This window comes from Luteimonas chenhongjianii (genome assembly GCF_002327105.1).
Lineage (GTDB): Bacteria > Pseudomonadota > Gammaproteobacteria > Xanthomonadales > Xanthomonadaceae > Luteimonas > Luteimonas chenhongjianii.
The window spans coordinates 1,128,206-1,149,931 of sequence record NZ_CP023406.1 but is presented as its reverse complement, the minus strand read 5'-3'; the positions used below and the strand labels follow the sequence as shown (position 1 = coordinate 1,149,931).

The window sequence follows — 21,726 nt, the reverse complement described above, 5'->3', positions numbered from 1 at the left end:
GGATCATCGCTGGACTCCCGCGACGGCGACTGGCGCCGACGATGCAGCGACCGGTACCGGGACGGCTGGCGCGGCTGCAGGCGCCGGCTTCGCCGACCTGCCCTGCTCGCGCGCACGCTTGGCGTCATTGGCGGCCTGCGCGGCCAGCCAGGTGTCGATGTCGTCGGGCGGCACGTCCATCAGGCGCAGCGCGCCGTCCATGACCCGCTGGAACACCGGGGCCGACACATAGCCGCCGCCGTAGGTGGACCCGCCCTTGGAGGTGTCGGGATCGTCGATGACCACGGCCATCGCGAAGCGCGGATTCTCCACCGGCACCAGCCCGGCGAAGAAGGCAAGATACCGACGCGCGTAACTGCCACCGCTGGCCTTGCGCGCGGTACCGGACTTGCCGGCCACGTGGTAGCCGAGGATCGCCGCGCGCGTGCCCGTGCCGCCCGGTTCGGTGACGGTCTGCATCATCCGCACCACTTCGTCGGCCACGCCGGGCGACACCACCTGACGCGCTTCGCCGGCGCCGCCCTTGACGAAGGTCGGCGGCAGCGCACGGCCGTGGTTGCCGAGCGTGGCGTAGGCGTGCGCGATCTGCATCGGCGTCACCGACAGCCCGTAGCCGTAGGACATGCCCTGCTTGCTCGTGCCGCTCCAGCGCGATGGATCGGGGAACAGACCCGCCGCTTCGCCGGGAAAGCCGCTGCCGGTACTGCGGCCGTAGCCGAAACCACGCACGAATTCGTAGAAATAGCGATCGTCGAGCTTGCGCACGATCATCGACGAGCCGACGTTCGAGCTCTTGGTGATGATGCCGGTGGTGTCGAGCACCCCGTAGTTGCGGAAGTCGCTGGTCTTGAAGCGGCCGTTCGGAATCCAGCCGGGGTTGGTGTTGAACGTGGTGCTCGGGGTGATGACGCCTTTCTCCAGCGCGGCCGCCACGGTGATCGGCTTCATCGTCGAGCCGGGCTCGAGCAGATCCGTCACCGCGCGGTTGCGATGCGCGTCGCGGTTCTCGCCGGTGACGCGATTGTTGTTGTAGGTCGGCAGGTTGGCCATCGCCAGCACTTCGCCGGTCGCCACGTCGAGCACGACGATCGACCCGGCGCTGGCGCCGGTTTCCTCGAGCGCACGGCGCAGCTCGCGGTGGGCGAGGAACTGGATGCGCCGGTCGATGCTGAGCACCAGGTCCTTGCCCGGCTCGGCGGCGCGCACCAGGCTCACGTGCTCGACGATGCGGCCGTGGCGGTCGCGGATCACGTTCTGCGCGCCGGGCTTGCCGGCCAGCCATTCGTCGAACGCCAGCTCCACGCCTTCCTGGCCGCGGTCGTCGATGTTGGTGAAGCCGAGCACGTGCGAGACGGCTTCGCCCTGCGGGTAGAAGCGGCGGTATTCGCGCTGCGAGAACACGCCGGGAATACCCAGGTCGAGCACGCGCTTGGCCGCCACCGGACTGATCCGGCGGTGGCGCGGGATGTACATGAATTCCTTGTCCGCGCGTTGCGAGACCGCGCGTGCGAGTTCCTCGAGCGGCAGGCCGGTGACCTTGGCCAGCTCCGGCAACCGGTCGGGATGCTTGCTCAGCTCCTGCGGGTTGACCCACAGCGATTCGACCGGCGAGGAGATCGCCAGCGGCTCGCCGTTGCGGTCGGTGATCATGCCGCGCGAGGCCGGGATCGGCACTTCGCGGCGGAAGCGCGCGTCGGCCTTCTGCTGGTAGAACGCGTTGTCGATCAGCTGCAGGTCCACCGCCCGGCCGACCAGCGCGACCGCGCCCAGACCCAGCGCCCCGCCGACCAGCATCAGCCGCAGGCGCAGATCGAACTGCGCACGCTTGCGCGGCTTCTTGGCATGGCCGTCGCCCGCCTTGACGAACCTCGTGAGCCGGCCGAACTTCATGGCCGCACCACGACGATTTCCGCCGTTTCCGGGAACCGCATGCCCAAGCGCTCACGTGCCACCTGGTCGACGCGGTTGCTCATCGCCCAGGTGGCCTGTTCGAGCTGCAGCCGGCCGAAGTCGATGTTGAGCTCGTCGCGCGCGCGCTCGAGCCGGGTGAGATCGATATAGAGCTGGCGATAGTCGTGGCGCGCGTGGACCACGCCGATCGCGGTGATCACGTTGGCGGCCAGCAGCACGGCGACGAGCAGATGGCGCAGCTTCATGCGGCGCCCTCCGCGTCGAGCTTTTCGGCCACGCGCAGCACGGCGCTGCGGGCGCGCGGATTGGCGCGCAGCTCCGTCTCGTCGGCCTTGGTGGCATCGCTGACGATGCGCAGGCGCGGCACGAACGGCGCCGCTTCCGGCAGCCGACGGTTGCCGGCCGGCGCTTTTGCGTGGCCGGCGATGAAGCGCTTGACGATGCGGTCTTCGAGCGAATGGAAGCTGATGACCGCCAGTCGACCACCGGGGCGCAGTGCGTCCATCGCCGCGCTCAGGCCGGTTTCCAGATCCGCCAGCTCGCGGTTGATGTGGATGCGGATCGCCTGGAACGAACGCGTTGCAGGGTGGGTTTCCTTCTGCCCGGGCTTGGGCCTGCCGCGCGGCACATTGGCGGCGATCACCGCGGCGAGATCGGCGGTGCGCAGGAACGGGGCCTCGACGCGGCGCGCGACGATCGCGCGGGCGATGCGGCGGCTCATGCGCTCCTCGCCATAGGTCCACAGCACGTCGGCGATGTCCGCCTCGGCCGCGCGCGCGATCCACTCCGCGGCGCTTTCGTCGGCCTCCGGGTCCATGCGCATGTCGAGCGGGCCGTCCTTGCCGAAACTGAAACCGCGCTCGGCGACGTCGAGCTGCGGCGAGGACACACCCAGGTCGAACAGCGCGCCGTCGAGCGGCGCTTCGGCGACCGCGCTCCAGGCCGCCAGGTCGGCGAAGCTGCCGCGACGGATCGACACGCGCGCATCGTTGCCGAAGCGAGCCTGTGCGACCGCGATGGCCTCGGGATCCTTGTCCATCACCAGCAGCCGGCCGGCCTCGCCCAGTTGCGCCAGCACGCCGGCGGCATGTCCGCCGCGACCGAAGGTGCCGTCGAGGTAGCGGCCGTCCGGGCGCACCTGCAGACCATCGAGGACCTGCGCGTACAAGACCGGGAGGTGGCCGGACGTGGCATCCGTACCACCCGCGGTCACAACGGCAATCCTTCGAGATCGTCTCCGGCCATGTCCTCGTCGGTGAGGGTCTGGCGGATCTGCGCCTGATGCGCCTGCTCGCTCCACAACTCGAACTTGTCGCCCATCCCCACCAGGACCGCGCGCCGGTCGATGCCGACCGTGTTGCGCTGGCTGGGCGGAATGCCGATGCGGCCGTTGCCATCGGGCTCGAGCACGGTGGCGGCGCCGACGAGCTTCAGCTGCAGGATGCGGTTGCGCGCCAGCGTGCGCGGCAGGGCGTTGACCTGGTCACGCAGCACTTCCCAGGCCTTGTAGGGGTAGAGGTACAGGCCGCCTGCGTCGAAGGGGTTGTAGGTCAGGACGAGCCGGTTGCCACACTCGCGCGCGACAAAGTCCCGGTAGGCGGTTGGAATCGCCATCCGGCCCTTGTCATCGATAGTGATGGCGGTCTCGCCCTGCAACACGTCCGTCTCTGCCCGTTGGCGCCCGTCTGAAGCAGGCTTGTGTGATGGAAAACCACAAAAAACCCGGTTTCCCCACGAGTCGCCACCTTAGGACTGGGCATTTGGGTTGTCAACAGCTTCGTGTGGGCCTTTTCACCTGTCCGGTCAATGACTTGCAGCACTCTTCAGAGAATTGTTCAAGCTTTATCCACAAGCGATTGTTTCATCTCAAATTTTGAGAATCAGGCAGATTTCGCAATGAACGGAACCCTCACGCAGGCTTCACGAAATCCAATGCTGCGATGCGGTAAAGCCCGCTGCCGAAGGCGTCCGCGGGAGGGTCTGTGCGCGAACGAGAGCGCGTAACGATCTCCGGTCTACTTCCGCGCCAGCTCTCTGGAGGCTCCACCCGGGTGACACCGACCGCCCCCTCGCCCGGGCGTCTCCAGACGTGAATGCATTTCCGCACTTCGCAGAGCCACCCGACCCGGAACCGGGATGCGCGGCGCCCGCCTTTGCAGCGCCGCAGCCGGACAGAAGACCGCTGACGGACCGGCCCTGTGTCCGGGTGGGCAACATGGAGATCCACGAAGGCTCAGCCTGAGGATCCCGAGCCGGCCGTCCACCCGCGTCCAACTCAACCCGGATGGTCCGAGGCGGCTGGAGAGGAACTTCAGTCGCCCTGGAAGAGAGGTCCCCACCGCTCCGGGCTTCCCGGGAGCTCGACAAACCAGCGCGAGGGTGGACACGGCTGGTTCTCATGGCATGGATGACAAGACCCGCCACGCCTGTCGAGCAGCGGGGATTCCAGCGCCCCGCCTTGGAACGTTGGGCGGCGGTCCCCCACCCTTGCGGTCAAAGGTGTAGGCCCGCGATCTGAAGAAGGTGGCGGAGCCGGCCGATAAGCCGGGTTCTGTCGTGGACAGTCATTCCTCTAGGCGCACCGTCACCGGTACGCTCGAGCAACCTACCCGGACCCGACGCGGGCAACGTCATGAGGTCCCTATTTGGTCTTGCTCCAGGTGGGGTTTGCCGTGCCGGCCTGTTACCAGGCTCGCGGTGCGCTCTTACCGCACCATTTCACCCTTGCCGTCCTGCCGAAGCAGTCTTGGGCGGTATCTTTCTGTTGCACTTTCCGTCGGCTCGCGCCGCCCAGGCGTTACCTGGCACCTTGCCCTGTGGAGCCCGGACTTTCCTCGGCATCGCCGGGTGCCGAAGCTCCCGTGATGACGCGACTGTCTGGCCGACTCCGCCGGCGCGGATTGTCGCATGCTCCAGCGGTCCACGCCGGTCTAGCCAGCCGACAGGGCCCGACCGGCCAGCGCCATCAGCGGCACCAGCAGCCACGGCGGCACGCGCAGCCCGGCCAGGATGAACAAACCCGCCACGACCAGCACGACGTCGTGCCAGTCCTCGACCGCGCTGCGCCACAGCGGATCAGCCTGCCTGGCGAAGGCGATCGCCAAGCCCACCGGCTGCTCGCCGGCGCAGCTGGCACAGCGCGACGAGCTCGGCGTACTCGGTCTCCCGCAGCCAGCGCCGCCGCACTACGAGCTCGGCGTGGAAATACGCCAGATGCGCGACCGGGCCGCCGAAGGCCGTGAGGCCGACCCGCAGGAAGACGCCGAAAATGCGTCGGGACAGCCGCCTCAGCCGCCGGTGGCCTCGGAGTCGGCGCCGCCGCCCATGCCATACAGCGCCTTGCGCGGCGCACCGGTGATGTCGGCGGCGAGCTTCGCTGCCAAGGACGGTTTCATCTCCTTGCTCAGCAGCGCATACACCCGCCGTCCTTCCGCCAGGCGCGCATCGGCGTCCTCGCCTGCCCCTTCGACCAGCACCACGAACTCGCCCCGGCGCTGGTCGGCATCGGCGGCGACCCGCGCCGCGAGCGTCTCGAGCGGACCGTCGAGCACGGTCTCGAACAGCTTGGTGAGCTCGCGGGCGACCACCGCGGGGCGCGTGCCGCCGAACGCCTGCACCGCGTCGGCGAGCATCTCCTCGATCCGGTGAGAGGACTCGTAGAACAGCAGGGTCCGCGGCTCGGCGGCCAGCGTCTGCAGGCGCTCGCGCCGCGCGCCGGCCTTGGCCGGCAGGAACCCTTCGAAGACGAAGCGATCACTGGGCAGGCCGGCAACACTGAGCGCGGCGATCAGCGCGCTCGGCCCCGGCACCGGCGACACCCGCAGCCCGGCCGCGCGCGCGGCGCGGACCAGACGGAAGCCCGGATCGCTGACCAGCGGCGTGCCGGCATCGCTGACCAGGGCCAGCGAGTCGCCAGCGCGCAGACGCTCGACCAGGCGTGCCGCGAGCCCGTCCTCGTTGTGCTCGTGCAGCGCCAGCAGCGGGCGATCGATGCCGAAATGACCCAGCAACTGACGGGTATGCCGAGTGTCCTCGGCGCAGATCGCGTCGACGCTGCGCAGCACGTCCTGCGCCCGCGGCGACAGATCGCCGAGGTTGCCGATCGGCGTGGCCACCACGTGGAGGACGCCGGGGGCGCGGGAGGAATCGGTCATCGTCTGCACGCCGGGAACGCTAGAATGCGGCCATTATCCTGCAGCGGAACCGCGACATGGCAGCAACGCTCCAGCCTTCGAACGCCCGCACCCACGCCACGCGCCTCCGCGGCACCCGGCCCCGCGCCCTGCGCCTGCTCACCGGCGCTGCCCTGGCGGCCGTGCTTGCCGGTTGCGCCACCGTGCGGACCTCGGGCCCTGCGCCCGTCCCGATGGAGCCTTCGACGACAACGACCAGCGCGCCGACGCGCTGGCATTTCGACGATACGCGCGCGCCCGCCGATCGCGACGGCTACCGCCCTCCGCGCAAGCTCGCGGTGCTGCTGCCGATGAGCGGCCCGCTGGCCACTGCCGCCGCGCCGGTGCGCGACGGCCTGCTGGCCGGCTATTACGGCGAGCGCCGCGCCCGGCCCGAACTCGCGTTCTACGACACCTCCGGCACCGCTGCCGGCGCCACTGCCGCCTATGCACGGGCGATCGCCGAGGGCGCCGACCAGGTGCTCGGCCCGCTTGGGCGCGACGAGGTGGACGCGCTGTTCCGCGGTCCGATCTCGGTGCCGGTGGTCGCCCTCAACCGCGGCTCGGCCGAGGCGCCCGACAATGCCGCGGCATTTTCGCTTGCCCCCGAAGACGAGGGCGACGCCGCCGCGCAGTACCTGCTCAAGCGCAATGCCCGCAATGTGCTGGTGCTGAGCAATGGCGAGGACGCGGCCCGTCGCAGTGTCGATGCGCTGGCCGCGCGGCTGGCCCAGAACGGCGGCAGCGTCGTGGCCACGCTCGCAATCATCGGCGACGCTCCGGGCGACCAGACTGCCGCGCTGCAGAACGCACTGGCCGGCGAAGTCGGCGTGGATGCGGTCTACCTGGCCATCCGCGGCAACCAGGCCCGCGTGCTCGCCCCACAGATGTCGGTCGCCGGGCTGGCGACGCGCCCGCGCGTGGGCAGCTCGCTGCTGACGCATGGCACCGGCAAGGCCGAGGAGGACCAGATCCTCGACGGCATCGTGTTCCCGACCGAAAGCTGGTCCATCGGCAGCGGCGCACGTTCCTTGCCTCCCCAGGCCTCGGTCGCCAGCGACCTGCCGACCGCGCGCGGCCCCGCCGCACGTCTGTTCGCATTCGGCTTCGATGCCTGGCTGCTGGCCGGCTATCTCGAGCACCTGGCGCTTGCACCTGATGCCACGGTCGGTGGCGCGACCGGGATGCTGCGCATTGCCCCCGACGGCAACGTGATGCGCCAGCCGGCGTGGTCGACCTGGCGCAACGGCTATGTGGTGCCGCAGGCGGACGCCGGCGGTTGAACGAGCGGCGGCGCGAGGGTGCCGCCGTCGAGCGGGCCGCGGCCGCGCATCTGCAGGCTGCCGGTCTGCGGCCACTCGCTGCGAATGTCGGATTCCGCGGCGGCGAGCTGGACATCGTGATGCTGGATACGCGCGCCGGTGCGCGGACGGTCGTGTTCGTCGAGGTCCGCCACCGCCGCACGGCCGCCTTCGGCGGGGGCGCGGCCTCGGTCGATGCCGGCAAGCGCCGCCGGCTGGTGCTGGCCGCCCAGCAGTTCCTGATGCGCCAGCCCGGGCTGCGCGAGCTGCCGTGCCGCTTCGACGTGGTCGAAGCGAGCGGCGACGCGGCGTCGCCCACGCTGCGCTGGATCGAGGATGCGTTCCGCGCGGATGACTGAAGGCCGCGGCGGATGCCATCGGCGGGGGACTTCAGCCGGAAAAGTGATCCCAGCCCGCGCGTGGCGGCGTCCAGGGCGCGCCGTCGGCGCCGACTGCGATGACTTCTGCCCCTGAGCCGATGCGGCCGATCCGGGTGACCTCCACCCCTGCCCCATCGCCCGCCTCGAGAACGGCCCCGCGGCGGTCAGGCGAGGCGGTGAAGCACAGCTCGTAGTCGTCGCCGCCGGTGGCCTGGAGTGCGCGGCGCGTGTCGCGATCGGGCGCGGCAGCCCGAAGGGCGTCCGACACCGGCAACGCATCGAGGTCGATCGTGGCGCCCACGCCGCTGCCACGGCACAGATGGGCGAGGTCGGCCAGCAGGCCATCGGAGATGTCGATCGCGGCACTGGCGAGGCCGGCCAATTGCAGGCCGAGCGCGAGCCGCGGGGTCGGCCGGTCGAGGCGCGCGCGCAGCGCCGGATCGCGCGGGCCGCCCGCCGACCATTGCGCCAGCGCGGCCGCCGCGTCGCCGGGCGTGCCACTGACCCACACGTCGTCGCCGATCCGCGCGCCATCGCGGCGCAGCGCCATGCCCGGCGCCACGAGGCCGAACGCGGTGACGCAGACCGAGAGCGGCCCGCGCGTGGTGTCGCCGCCGACCAGCGCGACATCATGCAGGCGCGCGAGGGCATCGAAGCCGTCGAGGAAGCCGTCGATCCAGACCGGATCGGACGCCGGCAATGACAACGACAGGGTGCACCAGGCGGGCGTGGCGCCCATCGCGGCCAGATCGGACAGGTTCACCGCGAGCGCCTTCCAGCCGATGTCCGCAGGCGCGGTGTCATCGGGGAAATGCACGCCGGCGTTGAGCGTGTCCATCGCGACGACGAGCTGCTGGCCGGCGGGCGGTTGCAGCAGCGCGGCGTCGTCGCCGATGCCGAGCACCACGTCACCGCGCGCGACGGTGCGGGCGCGGATACGCTCGATCAGATCGAATTCGCCGGCCATCGTCGGCGCGCCGGGGGCTCAACGCCCGCGCAGCGCCCCCACTTCCGGCGCACGCCAGGCCGCGGCGGCCTTGTCGAGCACGCCATTGACGTAGGTATGGCCGTGTTCGGAGCCGAAGCGCTTGACGGTCTTGAGCGCCTCGTCGATCACCACCCGGTAGGGCACGTCGATGCGGTGCTGCAACTCGTAGGCGGCAATGCGCAGCATCGCGCGCTCGATCGGATCGACCTCGTCGATGCCGCGGTCGAGGAACGGCGCAAGCGCTGCGTCGAGTTCGCGGTAGCGCGCGCCCACGCCGTGCACCAGATCCTCGAAGTACGCCAGATCGGCGACTTCCTTGGCCTGTTCGTGCGCGAACTGGGCGACGATCTCGCGCGGTTCGGTGCCCGACATCTGCATCGCGTAGATGGCCTGCAGCGCGCGGCGGCGTGCACGCGAACGCAGCACGGGGTCGACGCCATGGGGCTTGCGGGTCTGGTTCATCCGATCTTGTCCAGCAGGTTGCTCATTTCGATGGCGACCAGCGCCGCCTCCTCGCCCTTGTTGCCGTGGACGCCGCCGGCGCGCTTCTCCGCGTCGCCGTGGGTCTCCACCGCCAGCACGCCGTTGGCGACCGGCACGCCGCTGTCGAGCGCGACGCGCATCAGCGCCTCGCTGCAGCCGTCGGCGACCTGTTCGTAGTGGCGCGTGTCACCACGCACCACGCAGCCCAGGGCCAGCAGCGCGGTATATCGGCCCGCGCCGGCCAGGCGCGCGCAGACGACCGGAATCTCCCAGGCGCCCGGCACGCGGATCACGTCGACCGCGTCCTCGGCGACGCCATGGTCGGCGAACGCGGCGCGCGCGCCGGCCACCAGGGCATCGGTGATCTTCGGGTTCCAGCGGCTGGCGACGATCGCGTAGCGCGCGCCGGCCGGGGCGCGCAGGTCGCCTTCGATGTGGCTCATGGGCATGGGGTCTTGCGCAGGGCCGTCCAGTTTACCGCGCGTCATGCCCCGACGTATTCCACGACCTCGAGCCCGTAGCCGGCAAGGCCCACCTGCTTGCGCGGCGTGCCCAGCACGCGCAGCCGGCCGAGGCCGAGGTCGGCGAGAATCTGCGCGCCGGCGCCGTTCCGCCGCCACTGGCCGACATCCTTGTCCTTGCCCGGGGGCCGCACCACCGCTTCCTTGCGCAGCTTCGCCAGCAGGGCCTCGGAATCGCGCGGCGCCGACAGCACCACCATCACGCCGCGGCCTTCGGCGGCGATCGCCCGCAGCGCATCGCTGCCGGCGATGCCGAAATCGTCGCGGCGCCAGTGCAGCAGATCGGCCAGCGGATTCTCCACCTGGACGCGGACCAGCGTCGGTGTCTGCGCGTCCGGCGTGCCGCGGACCAGCGCGAAATGCAGGTCATGGGCGATGCGGTCGCGGTAGGTCACGAGCCTGAAGGGGCCGAACTCGGTGTCGATCTCGCGCTCGTCGATGCGCTCGACGGTGTGCTCGGTGGCGAGACGGTAGGCGATGAGGTCGGCGATCGAGCCCATCTTCAGGCCGTGCTCGCGGGCGAAGGCTTCCAGCTCCGGGCGACGGGCCATGCTGCCGTCGGGATTGAGGATCTCGACCAGCACCCCGGCCGGCTCCAGGCCCGCGAGCATCGCCAGGTCCACGCCGGCTTCGGTATGCCCGGCGCGGGTCAGCACGCCACCGGGCTGGGCGACCAGCGGGAAGATGTGGCCGGGCTGGTGCAGATCCTCGGGCCTGGCATTGGCCTTCACCGCGGTGCGGATCGTATGCGCGCGGTCGTGCGCCGAGATGCCGGTGGTCACGCCCTCGGCGGCCTCGATGCTGACGGTGAAGTTCGTCTGGAACTGCGCGGTGTTCGCGCGGACCATCGGCGCCAGTCCGAGCTGCGCAGCGCGGCTCGGCGTGACCGGCAGGCAGACCAGGCCGCGGCCGTGGGTGACCATGAAATTGATGTCCGACGGCTTGACCAGCTCGGCGGCCATGATCAGGTCGCCTTCGTTCTCGCGGTCCTCGTCGTCGACGATGACCACCATGCGGCCCTGGCGGATCTCTTCCAGCAGTTCGGGGACCGGGGCGAAGTTCATGCCTGCGCTCCCGCCGGCACCACGCCACTGGCGAGCAGCCGCTCCACGTAACGGGCGACCAGGTCCACTTCCAGGTTCACCCCGTCGCCGACGGCCGTGCTTGCGAACGCCGTGTGGGCAACGGTGTGCGGCACCAGCGCGACCTCCAGGCCCGTGGCGTCCACGGCATTGACCGTCAGGCTGACGCCATCGACGCAGATCGAGCCCTTCTGGGCGATGTACTTCAGCAGCGCGGCCGGCACTTCGAAGCGCCAGCGCTGCGCGCGGGCATCGTCGTGGATCGAGGCCACGCGGCCGACGCCATCGACATGACCGCTGACCAGATGGCCGCCGAGGCGATCGGTCGGGCGCATCGCGCGCTCCAGGTTCAGCGCGCGGCCCGGAACGAGTGCGCCCAGCGTGGTCAGCGACAACGTTTCGGTCGAGGCATCGGCCTCGAAATGCGCGTCGTCGAAGTCGACCACGGTCAGGCACACGCCATTGACCGCGATGCTCTCGCCCATCGCCACGCCCTCGAAGGGCAATGTGCCGACCGCGATGCGCAGCCGCGCGTCGCCGCCACGCGATTCGATGGAAACCAGGCGTCCGACGCCCTCGATCAGTCCGGTGAACATGTCGCTGCCTCCGTCCGCGCGGCACCCGCGCGGTCAAGCGAGAAGGGAACGGTCCGGGACGCGACAGCGTGCGCGGCCGTTCGGCCACGCATGAGGTCGTCTTCTCGCATCCGGACTCTGACCGTCGGCTCCGGATTTCGACCGGATCTGCTGACCCGCCGGCAGCTGCCGGCGGCGCTCGCGGGCTCGCGCGTCGCCGCGCCTACCGCCGGTGGGGACTTCCACCCCGCCCCGAAGACATTCGATTGATGCCGGCACGCCGGCCCGCGCATTCTAGCAGCGCCGCTCGCGCTGCCTCCCGCGCCCGGCGGGATGCTTCATTGCAGGGACAGCGGAGCCGCAAGCCCGGCGTACGTGAAGCTCGATCCCGGCCCCGGGAAAGCGAGCAGGAGGCGGGAGCCGGCAAGCGCCTTACAGCCGGGGCCCGCCGCCGGTCGAAACCCTTGGCTGCCTAGCCATCGAAACTCGATTCCGGCGCACTGGTCGCGTGCCCACCGCCGACTGCGGCACATCATTCAGACAGCGGGACGGAGCAGGATCCTGAAGTCGTCACCGATCCGGCGCGTGTCGACAGTCTCCAGATGCAGCCGCTGCGCCATCGATTCGATGCCGAGGCCGTCGAACATCGGCCGGCCGCGTTCGCCCAGCAAGACCGGGGCGATGTAGAGCAGGAGTTCGTCGACGAGTCCGGCGCGCAGGAACGCGCCCGACAGCGTCGCGCCCGCCTCGACCTGGACCTCGTTGATGCCGCCCTCGGCCAGCGCTGCGAGGACCGCCTGCAGATCGAGCTGGCCGTCGGCCCCGCGCGCGACGGCGAGGCGAGGCGCCGCGAAGCCCTGCGGCGGCTTGGCATCGCGGGCATGCACATAGAGCGTCGGCGCGGCGCCATCGCGCACATTGCCGCGCGCGATCGTCGCCAGGCCCGCGTCCAGCACGACGCGCAGCGGCGGGGCGAACGGCGCCTCCGGCTCGAGGCGCACGGTGAGCCGGGGGTCGTCGGCCAGCACCGTGCCGCTGCCGGTCAGCAGCGCGCCGGCGCGGGCGCGCCAGCGCATCACGTCCCGGCGCGAGGCCGCGCCGGTGATCCATTTCGAATCGCCATTGGCCATCGCGGTGCGGCCATCGAGGCTGCAGCCGAGCTTGACCCGCAGCCAGGGCCGTCCGCGCTCGATGCGCGAAAGAAAGCCACGGTTGAGCGCGCGCGCCTGCGGCTCCATCAGGCCGGACGCCACCTCGACGCCGGCCGCCCGCAGCCGGTCGAACCCGGCCCCGTCGACCTGCGGAAACGGATCGCGCATCGCCGCGACCACGCGCGAGACACCCGCCGCGATCAGCGCGTCCGCGCAGGGCCCGGTGCTTCCGGTATGCGCGCAGGGCTCGAGCGTCACGTAAGCGGTCGCGCCCCGCGCACGTTCACCGGCCGCCTGCAATGCGACCACCTCGGCGTGGGGGCCGCCCTTGTGCACGTGGAAGCCTTCGCCGACAGGCTCGCCCGCCGCGACCAGCACGCAGCCGACCATCGGGTTGGGACGAGTGGTCCAGGCCCCCCGCTCGGCCAGATACAGCGCGCGGGCCATGAAACGGTGGTCGTCGGCGGTGAAGTCGGTCATGCGCAATCCTCGAATCGATGGGGCCGCCGGTTCGCATCCTGCCCGGAAGGGGGCCGATCCGGGATGGCGGGCGCACGTGCCGGCGAAAGTGCGCCCGGGCATGCCTCGCCCAGGGCTGGTCAGGCCGGGGCGTGATGCGGGGCCAGGTCCACTGCCGGACCGGGAAGCCGTCCCGACCCGATGCGACAGCCCTTCACCGCGCGCGTGGCAGGCACCAACGAGCGGAGCGTTCAGCGCTTGCGCGGTCCCTTGACCGGGGTCGCGGCGGCGCCCTCGAGCAGCGGCAACTGACCATCGCCCGGCAGCTCGCGCTCGAGCCGGTCGAGCTCCTCGCGGAAATCGGCCACGTCCTCGAACGCGCGGTACACGGAGGCGAAGCGCACGAAGCCGACGTGGTCGAGCTTGCGCAGCTCGGCGATCACGAACTCGCCGACCCGTCGAGAGGAGACCTCGCGCTCGGCGGTCATGCGCAGCTGGTGGACGACCGCGCGCACCGTCGCTTCGATCTGCTCCTCGGAGACCGGGCGCTTGTGCAGCGCGCGGTCCATGCTCAGGCGCAGCTTGCGCGCATCGAACGGCTCACGCCGGCCGTCGCCCTTGATGATCGTCGGCAGCTTGAGCTCGATCGTCTCCAGCGTGCTGAAACGCTCCCCGCAGGCCTCGCATTCGCGCCGCCGACGGATGGTCGCGCCGTCCTCCGACACGCGCGAGTCGATCACGCGCGTGTCGGTGCTCTGGCAGAAGGGGCAATGCATGCGTCAGTCCGTCAGCCGGTGGCGCGCCGTGGCGCTCAGCCGTAGACCGGGTACTTCGCGCACTGCGCGGCGACCTTGTCGCGCACCGCGGCGATGACGCTCTCGTCGGCCGGCGCGTCGAGCACGTCGCAGATCCAGTGGGCGAGTTCGGCGCAATCGGCCTCGGTGTAACCGCGCGTGGTCACCGCCGGCGTGCCCAGGCGCAGGCCCGAGGTCACGAAGGGCTTGCGCGGATCGTTGGGCACGGAGTTCTTGTTGACCGTGATGTGGGCGCGGCCGAGCGCTTCTTCCGCGTCCTTGCCGCTGACGTCCTTGCCGATCATGTCGACCAGCATCAGGTGGTTCTCGGTGCCGCCGGAGACGATCTTGTAGCCGCGCTCGATGATGACCTTCGCCATCGCCTGGGCGTTCTTCACCACCTGCTGCTGGTAGGCCTTGAACTCCGGCGCCAGCGCTTCCTTGAACGCGACCGCCTTGGCCGCGATCACGTGCATCAGCGGGCCGCCCTGGATGCCGGGGAACACGATCGACTGCAGCTTCTTGGCGATCTCGTCGAACTGCTCGCCGGCGCCCTGCCTGCTGGCGACGATGACGCCGCCGCGCGGGCCACGCAGGGTCTTGTGCGTGGTCGAGGTGACGACGTGCGCATGCGGCGCGGGGTTGGGATACACGCCGGCGGCGACCAGGCCTGCGACATGCGCCATGTCGACGAACAGATACGCGCCCACCTTGTCGGCGATGCTGCGGAAGCGCGCCCAATCGATGACCTGCGAATACGCCGAGAAACCCGCGACGACCATCTTCGGCTTGTGTTCGACGGCCAGACGCTCGACCTCGTCGTAGTCGATCAGGCCGGCATCGTTCACGCCGTACTGCACCGCGTTGAACAGCTTGCCGGATGCGTTGACCTTGGCGCCGTGGGTCAGGTGGCCGCCATGCGCCAGCGACATGCCCAGGATGGTGTCGCCGGGCTGCAGCAGGGCGAAATAGACGGCCTGGTTGGCCTGCGAACCCGAATGCGGCTGCACGTTGGCGTAGTCCGCATCGAAGAGCTGCTTGAGGCGGTCGATCGCGAGCTGCTCGGCAATGTCGACGTATTCGCAGCCACCGTAGTAGCGCTTGCCCGGATAGCCCTCGGCGTACTTGTTGGTCAGCTGGCTGCCCTGCGCCTCCATCACCAGCGCGCTGCAGTAGTTCTCCGAGGCGATCAGCTCGACATGATCCTCCTGGCGGCGGGTCTCGTCGGCGATGGCCTTGGCGAGGTCGGGATCAAAGCTTTCGAGACGGGCGTCGCGCTGGAACATCGAGGGCTCCGGAGAGGGGGTCGGCGGGCCCGCCATTGTAGCGCCCGGCCACCGGCGGCGCCGGCCCGGCCGCCTCCGACCCGCTATAATCGCCCCATTCCCCTCGAGACCCGACGCCGCCCGACCGGGCCCCGGCGCGGGTCGGTGCAACCGGAGCCCCCATGTCGCAATACATCTACACCATGAACCGCGTGTCCAAGGTGGTCCCGCCGAAGCGGCAGATCATCAAGGACATCTCGCTGTCGTTCTTCCCCGGCGCGAAGATCGGCCTGCTCGGCCTGAACGGCTCGGGCAAGTCGACGGTGCTGCGCATCATGGCCGGCGTCGATACCGATTTCGAAGGCGAGGCGCGCCCGCAGCCGGGCATCAAGGTCGGCTACCTGGCGCAGGAGCCGCAGCTCGATCCCGAGATGACCGTGCGCGAAGCCGTCGAGGAAGGCGTAGGTGAAGTGCTGCAGGCCCAGGCCGCGCTCGACAAGATCTACGACGCCTACGCCGAGGAAGGCGCCGATTTCGACGCACTCGCCAAGGAACAGGAGCGGCTGGAGGCGATCCTCGCCGCCGGCGACGCACACACGCTTGAAAACCAGCTGGAAGTCGCTGCCGACGCGCTGCGCCTGCCGCCGTGGGACGCGATCGTGGGCAAGCTGTCGGGTGGCGAGAAGCGCCGTGTGGCGCTGTGCCGCCTGCTGCTGCAGAAGCCGGACATGCTGCTGCTCGACGAACCGACCAACCATCTCGACGCCGAATCGGTGGAATGGCTGGAGCAGTTCCTCGCCCGCTACACCGGCACCGTGGTCGCGGTCACCCATGACCGCTACTTCCTCGACAACGCCGCCGAGTGGATCCTCGAACTCGACCGTGGCCGCGGCATTCCGTGGAAGGGCAACTACACCGAGTGGCTGACGCAGAAGGACGAGCGCCTCAAGCAGGAAGACAACCAGGAAAAGTCGCGCCAGAAGGCGATCCAGAAGGAGCTGGAATGGTCGCGCCAGAACGCCAAGGGCGGCCGCACCAAGGGCAAGGCCCGTCTGGCCCGCCTGGAAGAACTGCAGTCGGTGGATTACCAGAAGCGCAACGAGACCAACGAACTGTTCATCCCGCCGGGCGAGCGCCTGGGCAACGCGGTGATGGAGTTCAAGAACGTCTCCAAGAAGTTCGGCGACCGCCTGCTGATCGACAACCTGTCGATGATCGTCCCGCCGGGCGCGATCGTCGGCATCATCGGTCCCAACGGCGCGGGTAAATCCACGTTGTTCAAGATGATCACCGGGCAGGAGAAGCCGGACTCGGGCGAGATCGTGGTCGGCCCGACCGTGCAGCTGTCGTATGTCGACCAGAGCCGCGATGCGCTCGAGGGCAACCACAACGTCTTCCAGGAAATCTCCGGCGGCCTCGACATCCTCAACATCAACGGCACCGAGATCCAGTCGCGCGCCTACATCGGCCGCTTCAACTTCAAGGGCCAGGACCAGCAGAAGCTGGTCGGTTCGCTGTCGGGTGGTGAGCGCGGTCGCCTGCACATGGCCAAGACCCTGCTGCAGGGCGGCAACGTGCTGCTGCTCGACGAACCGTCGAACGATCTCGACATCGAGACCCTGCGTGCGCTCGAGGACGCGCTGCTGGAATTCCCCGGCAATACCTTCGTGATCTCGCATGACCGCTGGTTCCTCGACCGCATCGCCACGCACATCCTCGCGTTCGAAGGCGACAGCCACGTCGAGTTCTTCCCCGGCAACTACCGCGAGTACGAAGAAGACAAGCGCCGCCGCATGGGCGACGACGCCGGTCCGAAGCGTCTGCGGTTCAAGGCGCTGAAGTAAGCGTCCGGAGAGAGTCGAGCCCCTCTCCCTCGGGGAGAGGGGTTGGGGTGAGGGCAGCGCGGACAACCGGGAGCCACACATGACCATCCAGACCCTGGAAGAACTCGAAGGCCTCAAGCGCGCCGGTGCACTCGTGGCGCGCATCCTGTCGACGATGCGCGATCACGCGCTGGCCGGCACCACGCCGTGCGAACTCGACGGCATCGGCGCGGACATGCTGTGCGTGGCCGGCGCTCAATCCGCCCCGGTGCTGACCTACGGTTTTCCGGCCGCGACCTGCATCAGCGTCAACCGCGTGGTCGCGCACGGCATCCCGGACGCGACGCCGCTGCGCGATGGCGATCTGGTCAATATCGATGTCTCTGCCGAACTCGATGGGTTCTTCGCCGATACCGGCGCCAGCTTCGTCGTCGGCACCGCGAGCGCGGCGCAGCAGCGCCTGCTCGATGCGACGCGCGAAGCGCGCCACGCAGCCATTGCCCAGCTGCGCGCCGGCGAACTGCTCAGCGGCGTCGGCCGCACCATCGAGACCGTCGCCGCGCGCCGCGGCTTCCGCATCATCCGCAACCTGCAGAGCCATGGCGTCGGTCGTGCACTGCACGAATCACCCGGCTCGATTCCCGGCTACTTCGATCGGCGCGATACCCGTCGCCTGCACGACGGCATGGTGATCACCGTCGAGCCGTTCCTGGCCACCCATGTCACGCGCACCGAAGATCTGGACGACGGCTGGTCGCTGGCCTGCCGCAGAGGCTATGGCGCGCAATTCGAACACACCGTCGTCGTCACCCGCGGCGCACCGATCATCGTCACCTGAGGCACGCACCATGACGCACACCTTCATGCAGGCGCTGCGCGCGCGCTGGCAGTCCGCCGACACGCTCGTCTGCGTCGGCCTGGATCCCGAACCGGCGAAGTTTCCCGCGCGTTTCGCGAACGATCCCGATGCGGTGTTCGCGTTCAGCCGCGACATCGCCGATGCGACCGCCGAATACGCCTGCGCGTTCAAGCCGCAGATCGCGCACTTCGCCGCGCTCGGCGCCGAGGATGCGCTGCAACGGCTGATCGCCCATCTGCATACCGCGCATCCCGGCGTACCGGTGATCCTCGACGCCAAGCGCGGCGACATCGGCAGCACTGCGCAGCGCTACGTCGCCGAAGCCTTCGAGCGTTTCGGCGCCGATGCGGTGACGGTGAATCCCTACCTGGGGCGCGACTCTGTGCAGCCGTTCCTCGAGCGCAGCGAAAAGGGCGTGGTGGTCCTGTGCCGCACATCGAACCCGGGCGCGGCCGACCTGCAGGATCTTCCGGTCGCCCATGCCGGCGGCACGCGTCCGCTCTACCAGCACGTCGCCGAGACCATCGCGCGTGAATGGAACGGCCACGGCAACGTGTCGCTGGTCGTCGGCGCGACCTGGCCCGGGCAGCTGCGCGAAGTGCGCGCCATTGTCGGCGACATGCCGTTCCTGGTGCCGGGTGTCGGCGCGCAGGGCGGCGATGTCGAGGCCGTAGTGAAGAATGCGAAGACCATGGACGGCACGGGCCTGATGGTCAGCTCCTCGCGCGCGATCCTCTACGCGTCCAACGGCGACGACTACGCCGAGGCAGCCGCGCGCGAGGCGCGCACGTTGCGGGATGCGATCAACGGGCATCGCTGAGGGCGCGCGCCCCGTCACCCGACCGCGGAGGCGGCGAGCCGACGGCGACCGCCGACCGTCGGCACGCGAGTGTCCAGGCAGCCGACACGACCGGCAGCCGATGGCAACTACCGGCCCGGTGCGGCCAGTCGGGCGCCCCGCTCATCGAAGCGCCCCACGGTTCGCGGTCAGGGTGTGACGGCAGCCGATGACCCGGCAGTGACGAATGCGCGCACGTCCGCGGCAAGCGCGGCGCGGCTGCCCACGCCGATGTAGGGCATGTGCCCGGATGCGTAGGTGCGCGTGACGACGCGTGCCGGGTCCATGCCCGACAGTGCAACCGCCTGGTCCGCGGCGCCGACGGTGGTCACCAGATCGTAATGGCCGGTGGCCACGAGCACGCGCAGGGCGGGATTTCGACGCATCGCAATGGCCAGAGACAATGCGTGATTCTCCTGAAGCGGCGGTCGGCCCTTCCAGAAACGGGCATTGATGCGACGGAACTCGATCGCGTTGTAGGCCCGAGCGGTGTGAACCCCCAGCGTGTCGCGCAGATGCGTCTGCAGCGTGGCTACGTACAGCGGGACGTACTGCCCCATCGCCGGATCGTCGGCGACGGGATCGCCGCCTGACGCAGTCAGAGGCAGGGTGAAGCGTGCGTCGTAGGCGCCGACCTGCAGGCCGGCATCGCCCAGCACCTCGCGTCCGAAGGTCGGCGCATCCATGCGCAGATCGCGCGCGAGCCAGCGCGCGGCGTCGATGCCGGTCAGCGCGGCCAGTTCGGCAGCCACGGCAGCGCGGTCGTCTTCCGGCAGTCGAGAACCCGCGAACAGCGCCTGCAGATACGGGCCTTCGGCGAACGTACGGGCGCGGGCGACATGCGCCTCGAGCGTGGCGTCCTGCGGCACGGCCCGGTGGTACCACGCCGTGGCCGCCCAACTCGGGAGGCCGGTCACCGCGGCGAGTTCCGGGGCGGGACGGCTGCCGTCCATCGACTGGCCCAGCAGCATCACGCCGTTGAGCGTGATGCCGTCCATGCGTCCCGTGCCGGTCGGCCCACCGGCCAGCAGACGGGCCAGCTCGGCGGCGCGCACCGTGCCGTAGCTTTCGCCCATGAGATAGCGCGGGCTGGCTTGCCGGCCATGGCGCCGCAGCCAGTCGCCGATGAAACGCGCAACCGCATCCGCATCCTCGCGGACGCCGAACACGCGTTCCGCATTGGCCTCGCCGAACACGCGCGCATAGCCGGTGCCCGGCGGATCGATCAGCACAACGTCGGCCACGTCGAGCGGCGACTCCCGATTGTCGACCAGCACGAACGGCGGCGCGGTCGGCGGTCGGATCTCCGCATCGCCCGCCTGTGTGCCGTAGTCCGGGCGCTTCGGCCCGAGGATGCCCATGTGCAACCAGAGCGACGCGGAGCCGGGACCGCCGTTGAACGCGAAGATCACCGGACGCGCCATATCGGCACCATCGGCGAGATAGCTGGTAGCGAAGATCGATGCGATCGTCGCGCCGCCGGCATCGCGCAGCGGCCATTCCTCGACGACGCTACGGTAGCGCAGCGCTCGACCGTTGAAACGGCCCCGGTGCCGGCGTTCGACGCTCGGCATCAGCGGCGTGCCCGCAGGTACAACGACGGCGTCGGATGCAACGGGCGCTGTGACAGGCGACGCGTCGGACGCGACTGCCCCAACGCCGGCACCGGCCAGAACCAGCATCGCGCCAACGCCCCAGGCGTAAACGCCGACAGCCCGCGTGCGCATTACGGCGCCGCCACGAAGGTGCGCAGGTCGTCGGCGAACTGCGCCGGAATATTCTCGCTCGTGTACGGCATATGCCCGAAATGTAGTTGAGCGTGTGCACCCGGTCCAGCGGGCAGCCCGAATGCGCGACTGCTTGCCCGGACGTGGTCATGCACGCGCGAGACGCCGCTACCAGCCGGCCCGTGAGCCCGCAGGCTGCGGCGCGATCAGGCGACCGCGTCGGCCGGCAGTCCGAACACCTGCCGCAGATACGCAAGATAGGCCGGGTCGTCGCACATGCCCTTGCCTGGCGAATCGCTGAGCTTGGCCACAGGCTGGCCGTTGCAGCGGACCATCTTGATCACGATGTTCAACGGCGTCGGACCCAGATCGTTGGTCAGATGCGTGCCGACACCGAAGGCCAGCTTGCAGCGGCCACGGAAGTAGGCATGCAGACGCTTCACCTTGTCGATGTCGAGGCCGTCGCTGAAGACCAGGATCTTGCTTGCCGGATCGACGCGGTTGCGCGCGAAGTGCTCGAGCATGCGGTCGCCCCAGACGAAGGGATCGCCCGAGTCATGGCGCACGCCGTCGAAGAGCTTGCAGAAGTACATGTCGAAATCGCGCAGGAACGCGTCCAGGCCGACGACATCCGACAGCGCGATGCCCAGGTCTCCGCGATATTCGTGCGCCCACGACTCCAGCGCCGCAACCTGCGAATCACGCAGCCGCGGGCCCAGCGCCTGGAAGGCCTGCAGGTATTCGTGCGCCATCGTGCCGTGCGGTGTCATCCCGTAGAGGCGCGCGAAGTGGACGTTGCTGGTGCCGACGAACTGGTCGCCCAGTGCATCGTGCAGCAGCGGCAGCATGTGCCCATGCCAATGCAGCGAATAGCGGCGACGCGTGCCGTAGTCGGCGATCCGGCACTCCTCGTAGCCGGGAACGTCGCGCAGCAATGCGGCCTTCGCCTGCAGGCGCCGCACGCCTTCGCCGAAATCGGGCTGCGTGGTATTGCGGAACCAGACCTCGTTGATGATCGCCAGCAGCGGCACTTCGAACAGGATCGTGTGCAGCCACGGCCCGGTGATCTCGAGCTCGATCTCGCCCGGGACGTCGCGGGAAGGACGCAACACGATGTACTTGCGGTCGAGATAGAACAGGCCGAGAAAGTCGGCGAAGTCCGGCTTGATGAAGCGCAGCGCGCGGACGTAGGCCAGCTCGTCCGCAGTGAACCGCAGCGCGCACAGCGCATCGATCTCGGCATCGATCTCGTCGATGTAACGGGCCAGATCGATACCGGGCGTCCGGCATTTGAAGCGGTACTGCACGACCGCGCCCGGATGCTGGTGCAGCACGGCCTGCATCATCGTGAATTTGTACAGATCGGTATCGAGCAGCGAGGCGACCGTAGCCATCGT

22 protein-coding genes, 1 other RNA gene and 1 riboswitch are annotated in these 21,726 nt (G+C 69.6%); of the genes, 5 read left to right on the top strand and 18 right to left on the bottom strand.

All coding sequences use genetic code 11. The features are described 5' to 3' along the window. Positions 1-3: 3 nt before the first annotated feature. The 8 genes from CNR27_RS05245 to rsmI all read right to left on the bottom strand — a co-directional run bounded on the left by CNR27_RS05245 (position 4) and on the right by rsmI (position 6,065). Positions 4-1,890 carry a peptidoglycan D,D-transpeptidase FtsI family protein gene (locus tag CNR27_RS05245; protein ID WP_096297245.1) on the bottom strand — a complete coding sequence of 629 codons (1,887 nt, stop codon included), beginning with the start codon at positions 1,888-1,890 and terminating at the stop codon, positions 4-6. Further along, a complete protein-coding gene (gene ftsL, locus CNR27_RS05240) occupies positions 1,887-2,156 on the bottom strand; it encodes a cell division protein FtsL (RefSeq protein ID WP_425435488.1) in 270 nt (89 codons plus the stop codon). The genes CNR27_RS05245 and ftsL overlap by 4 nt, the downstream gene beginning before the upstream one ends. Continuing rightward, a complete protein-coding gene (gene rsmH / locus CNR27_RS05235) occupies positions 2,153-3,124 on the bottom strand; it encodes a 16S rRNA (cytosine(1402)-N(4))-methyltransferase RsmH (RefSeq protein ID WP_245815758.1) in 972 nt (323 codons plus the stop codon). Before rsmH ends, ftsL begins: the two co-directional genes overlap by 4 nt. Beyond that, entirely contained in the window at positions 3,121-3,570 is a 450-nt protein-coding gene (locus CNR27_RS05230) for a division/cell wall cluster transcriptional repressor MraZ (protein ID WP_096297244.1), read from the bottom strand. The genes rsmH and CNR27_RS05230 overlap by 4 nt, the downstream gene beginning before the upstream one ends. Before the next feature lie 865 nt (positions 3,571-4,435). After that, positions 4,436-4,800, bottom strand: an RNA gene (gene rnpB, locus CNR27_RS05225) — RNase P RNA component class A. A 41-nt stretch (positions 4,801-4,841) separates the two neighbouring features. Then, positions 4,842-5,015 (bottom strand): hypothetical protein, encoded by a 174-nt coding sequence (locus CNR27_RS15220; RefSeq protein ID WP_157745286.1) that lies wholly within the window; start codon positions 5,013-5,015, stop codon positions 4,842-4,844. Further along, positions 4,987-5,181 (bottom strand): chromate transporter, encoded by a 195-nt coding sequence (locus CNR27_RS05220; protein ID WP_425435509.1) that lies wholly within the window; start codon positions 5,179-5,181, stop codon positions 4,987-4,989. Before CNR27_RS05220 ends, CNR27_RS15220 begins: the two co-directional genes overlap by 29 nt. 17 nt (positions 5,182-5,198) lie before the next feature. Then, entirely contained in the window at positions 5,199-6,065 is an 867-nt protein-coding gene (gene rsmI, locus CNR27_RS05215) for a 16S rRNA (cytidine(1402)-2'-O)-methyltransferase (protein WP_096300321.1), read from the bottom strand. Between the two features lie 56 nt (positions 6,066-6,121). Here rsmI and CNR27_RS05210 point away from each other — a divergent pair, with 56 nt between their 5' ends. After that, positions 6,122-7,366: a penicillin-binding protein activator gene (locus CNR27_RS05210; RefSeq protein WP_096297242.1), complete on the top strand. Its 1,245-nt coding sequence runs from the start codon at positions 6,122-6,124 to the stop codon at positions 7,364-7,366. Continuing rightward, positions 7,363-7,743 (top strand): YraN family protein, encoded by a 381-nt coding sequence (locus CNR27_RS05205; protein WP_096297241.1) that lies wholly within the window; start codon positions 7,363-7,365, stop codon positions 7,741-7,743. Before CNR27_RS05210 ends, CNR27_RS05205 begins: the two co-directional genes overlap by 4 nt. A gap of 31 nt (positions 7,744-7,774) precedes the next feature. On the opposite strand, the gene thiL is transcribed toward CNR27_RS05205, so the two are convergent. From thiL to glyA, 8 genes are all read right to left on the bottom strand, one after another. Next, the gene (gene thiL, locus CNR27_RS05200) at positions 7,775-8,731 is read right to left on the bottom strand and encodes a thiamine-phosphate kinase (RefSeq protein ID WP_096297240.1); all 957 of its coding nucleotides are present in this window, start codon (positions 8,729-8,731) and stop codon (positions 7,775-7,777) included. A gap of 18 nt (positions 8,732-8,749) precedes the next feature. Next, positions 8,750-9,214: a transcription antitermination factor NusB gene (gene nusB / locus CNR27_RS05195; RefSeq protein WP_096297239.1), complete on the bottom strand. Its 465-nt coding sequence runs from the start codon at positions 9,212-9,214 to the stop codon at positions 8,750-8,752. Then, complete coding sequence (gene ribH / locus CNR27_RS05190) at positions 9,211-9,678, bottom strand: 6,7-dimethyl-8-ribityllumazine synthase (RefSeq protein ID WP_096297238.1); 468 nt, start codon at positions 9,676-9,678, stop codon at positions 9,211-9,213. Before ribH ends, nusB begins: the two co-directional genes overlap by 4 nt. A 41-nt stretch (positions 9,679-9,719) precedes the next feature. Next, a complete protein-coding gene (gene ribB, locus CNR27_RS05185; RefSeq protein ID WP_096297237.1) occupies positions 9,720-10,820 on the bottom strand; it encodes a 3,4-dihydroxy-2-butanone-4-phosphate synthase in 1,101 nt (366 codons plus the stop codon). Next, positions 10,817-11,434 (bottom strand): riboflavin synthase, encoded by a 618-nt coding sequence (locus CNR27_RS05180; RefSeq protein ID WP_096297236.1) that lies wholly within the window; start codon positions 11,432-11,434, stop codon positions 10,817-10,819. The genes ribB and CNR27_RS05180 overlap by 4 nt, the downstream gene beginning before the upstream one ends. 94 nt (positions 11,435-11,528) lie before the next feature. Then, positions 11,529-11,677: riboswitch (FMN riboswitch) on the bottom strand. A 272-nt stretch (positions 11,678-11,949) separates the two neighbouring features. After that, the gene (ribD, locus tag CNR27_RS05175) at positions 11,950-13,044 is read right to left on the bottom strand and encodes a bifunctional diaminohydroxyphosphoribosylaminopyrimidine deaminase/5-amino-6-(5-phosphoribosylamino)uracil reductase RibD (RefSeq protein ID WP_096297235.1); all 1,095 of its coding nucleotides are present in this window, start codon (positions 13,042-13,044) and stop codon (positions 11,950-11,952) included. A gap of 230 nt (positions 13,045-13,274) precedes the next feature. Continuing rightward, entirely contained in the window at positions 13,275-13,799 is a 525-nt protein-coding gene (nrdR, locus tag CNR27_RS05170) for a transcriptional regulator NrdR (protein ID WP_096297234.1), read from the bottom strand. Positions 13,800-13,834: 35 nt separating this feature from the next. Next, positions 13,835-15,103: a serine hydroxymethyltransferase gene (gene glyA / locus CNR27_RS05165; protein ID WP_096297233.1), complete on the bottom strand. Its 1,269-nt coding sequence runs from the start codon at positions 15,101-15,103 to the stop codon at positions 13,835-13,837. A 161-nt stretch (positions 15,104-15,264) separates the two neighbouring features. On the opposite strand from glyA, the gene ettA reads away from it, so the two are divergent. The 3 genes from ettA (at position 15,265) to pyrF (ending at position 18,584) form a co-directional block, all read left to right on the top strand. Continuing rightward, on the top strand, positions 15,265-16,926 hold the full coding sequence (gene ettA, locus CNR27_RS05160) for an energy-dependent translational throttle protein EttA (RefSeq protein WP_096297232.1): 1,662 nt from the start codon (positions 15,265-15,267) through the stop codon (positions 16,924-16,926). A gap of 79 nt (positions 16,927-17,005) precedes the next feature. Continuing rightward, positions 17,006-17,743 (top strand): type I methionyl aminopeptidase, encoded by a 738-nt coding sequence (gene map / locus CNR27_RS05155; protein WP_096297231.1) that lies wholly within the window; start codon positions 17,006-17,008, stop codon positions 17,741-17,743. 10 nt (positions 17,744-17,753) lie between these two features. Beyond that, positions 17,754-18,584: an orotidine-5'-phosphate decarboxylase gene (gene pyrF / locus CNR27_RS05150; RefSeq protein WP_096297230.1), complete on the top strand. Its 831-nt coding sequence runs from the start codon at positions 17,754-17,756 to the stop codon at positions 18,582-18,584. A gap of 167 nt (positions 18,585-18,751) precedes the next feature. Here pyrF and CNR27_RS05145 read toward each other — a convergent pair whose 3' ends face one another. Continuing rightward, the gene (locus tag CNR27_RS05145; protein WP_222843135.1) at positions 18,752-20,176 is read right to left on the bottom strand and encodes a S10 family peptidase; all 1,425 of its coding nucleotides are present in this window, start codon (positions 20,174-20,176) and stop codon (positions 18,752-18,754) included. 359 nt (positions 20,177-20,535) lie between these two features. Then, positions 20,536-21,723: a nicotinate phosphoribosyltransferase gene (pncB, locus tag CNR27_RS05140; protein ID WP_096297229.1), complete on the bottom strand. Its 1,188-nt coding sequence runs from the start codon at positions 21,721-21,723 to the stop codon at positions 20,536-20,538. Positions 21,724-21,726 lie beyond the last annotated feature (3 nt).

What these genes read in the sequence shown, in the direction of transcription:
- ribD (WP_096297235.1), bottom strand. Translation starts at nt 13,044, where the DNA reads ATGACCGACTTCACCGCCGACGACCACCGTTTCATGGCCCGCGCGCTG.
- CNR27_RS05245 (WP_096297245.1), bottom strand. Translation starts at nt 1,890, where the DNA reads ATGAAGTTCGGCCGGCTCACGAGGTTCGTCAAGGCGGGCGACGGCCAT.
- map (WP_096297231.1), top strand. Translation starts at nt 17,006, where the DNA reads ATGACCATCCAGACCCTGGAAGAACTCGAAGGCCTCAAGCGCGCCGGT.
- ftsL (WP_425435488.1), bottom strand. Translation starts at nt 2,156, where the DNA reads ATGAAGCTGCGCCATCTGCTCGTCGCCGTGCTGCTGGCCGCCAACGTG.
- CNR27_RS05210 (WP_096297242.1), top strand. Translation starts at nt 6,122, where the DNA reads ATGGCAGCAACGCTCCAGCCTTCGAACGCCCGCACCCACGCCACGCGC.
- rsmI (WP_096300321.1), bottom strand. Translation starts at nt 6,065, where the DNA reads ATGACCGATTCCTCCCGCGCCCCCGGCGTCCTCCACGTGGTGGCCACG.
- ribH (WP_096297238.1), bottom strand. Translation starts at nt 9,678, where the DNA reads ATGAGCCACATCGAAGGCGACCTGCGCGCCCCGGCCGGCGCGCGCTAC.
- pncB (WP_096297229.1), bottom strand. Translation starts at nt 21,723, where the DNA reads ATGGCTACGGTCGCCTCGCTGCTCGATACCGATCTGTACAAATTCACG.
- nrdR (WP_096297234.1), bottom strand. Translation starts at nt 13,799, where the DNA reads ATGCATTGCCCCTTCTGCCAGAGCACCGACACGCGCGTGATCGACTCG.
- thiL (WP_096297240.1), bottom strand. Translation starts at nt 8,731, where the DNA reads ATGGCCGGCGAATTCGATCTGATCGAGCGTATCCGCGCCCGCACCGTC.
- nusB (WP_096297239.1), bottom strand. Translation starts at nt 9,214, where the DNA reads ATGAACCAGACCCGCAAGCCCCATGGCGTCGACCCCGTGCTGCGTTCG.
- glyA (WP_096297233.1), bottom strand. Translation starts at nt 15,103, where the DNA reads ATGTTCCAGCGCGACGCCCGTCTCGAAAGCTTTGATCCCGACCTCGCC.
- CNR27_RS05180 (WP_096297236.1), bottom strand. Translation starts at nt 11,434, where the DNA reads ATGTTCACCGGACTGATCGAGGGCGTCGGACGCCTGGTTTCCATCGAA.
- ribB (WP_096297237.1), bottom strand. Translation starts at nt 10,820, where the DNA reads ATGAACTTCGCCCCGGTCCCCGAACTGCTGGAAGAGATCCGCCAGGGC.
- pyrF (WP_096297230.1), top strand. Translation starts at nt 17,754, where the DNA reads ATGACGCACACCTTCATGCAGGCGCTGCGCGCGCGCTGGCAGTCCGCC.
- ettA (WP_096297232.1), top strand. Translation starts at nt 15,265, where the DNA reads ATGTCGCAATACATCTACACCATGAACCGCGTGTCCAAGGTGGTCCCG.
- CNR27_RS05145 (WP_222843135.1), bottom strand. Translation starts at nt 20,176, where the DNA reads ATGCCGAGCGTCGAACGCCGGCACCGGGGCCGTTTCAACGGTCGAGCG.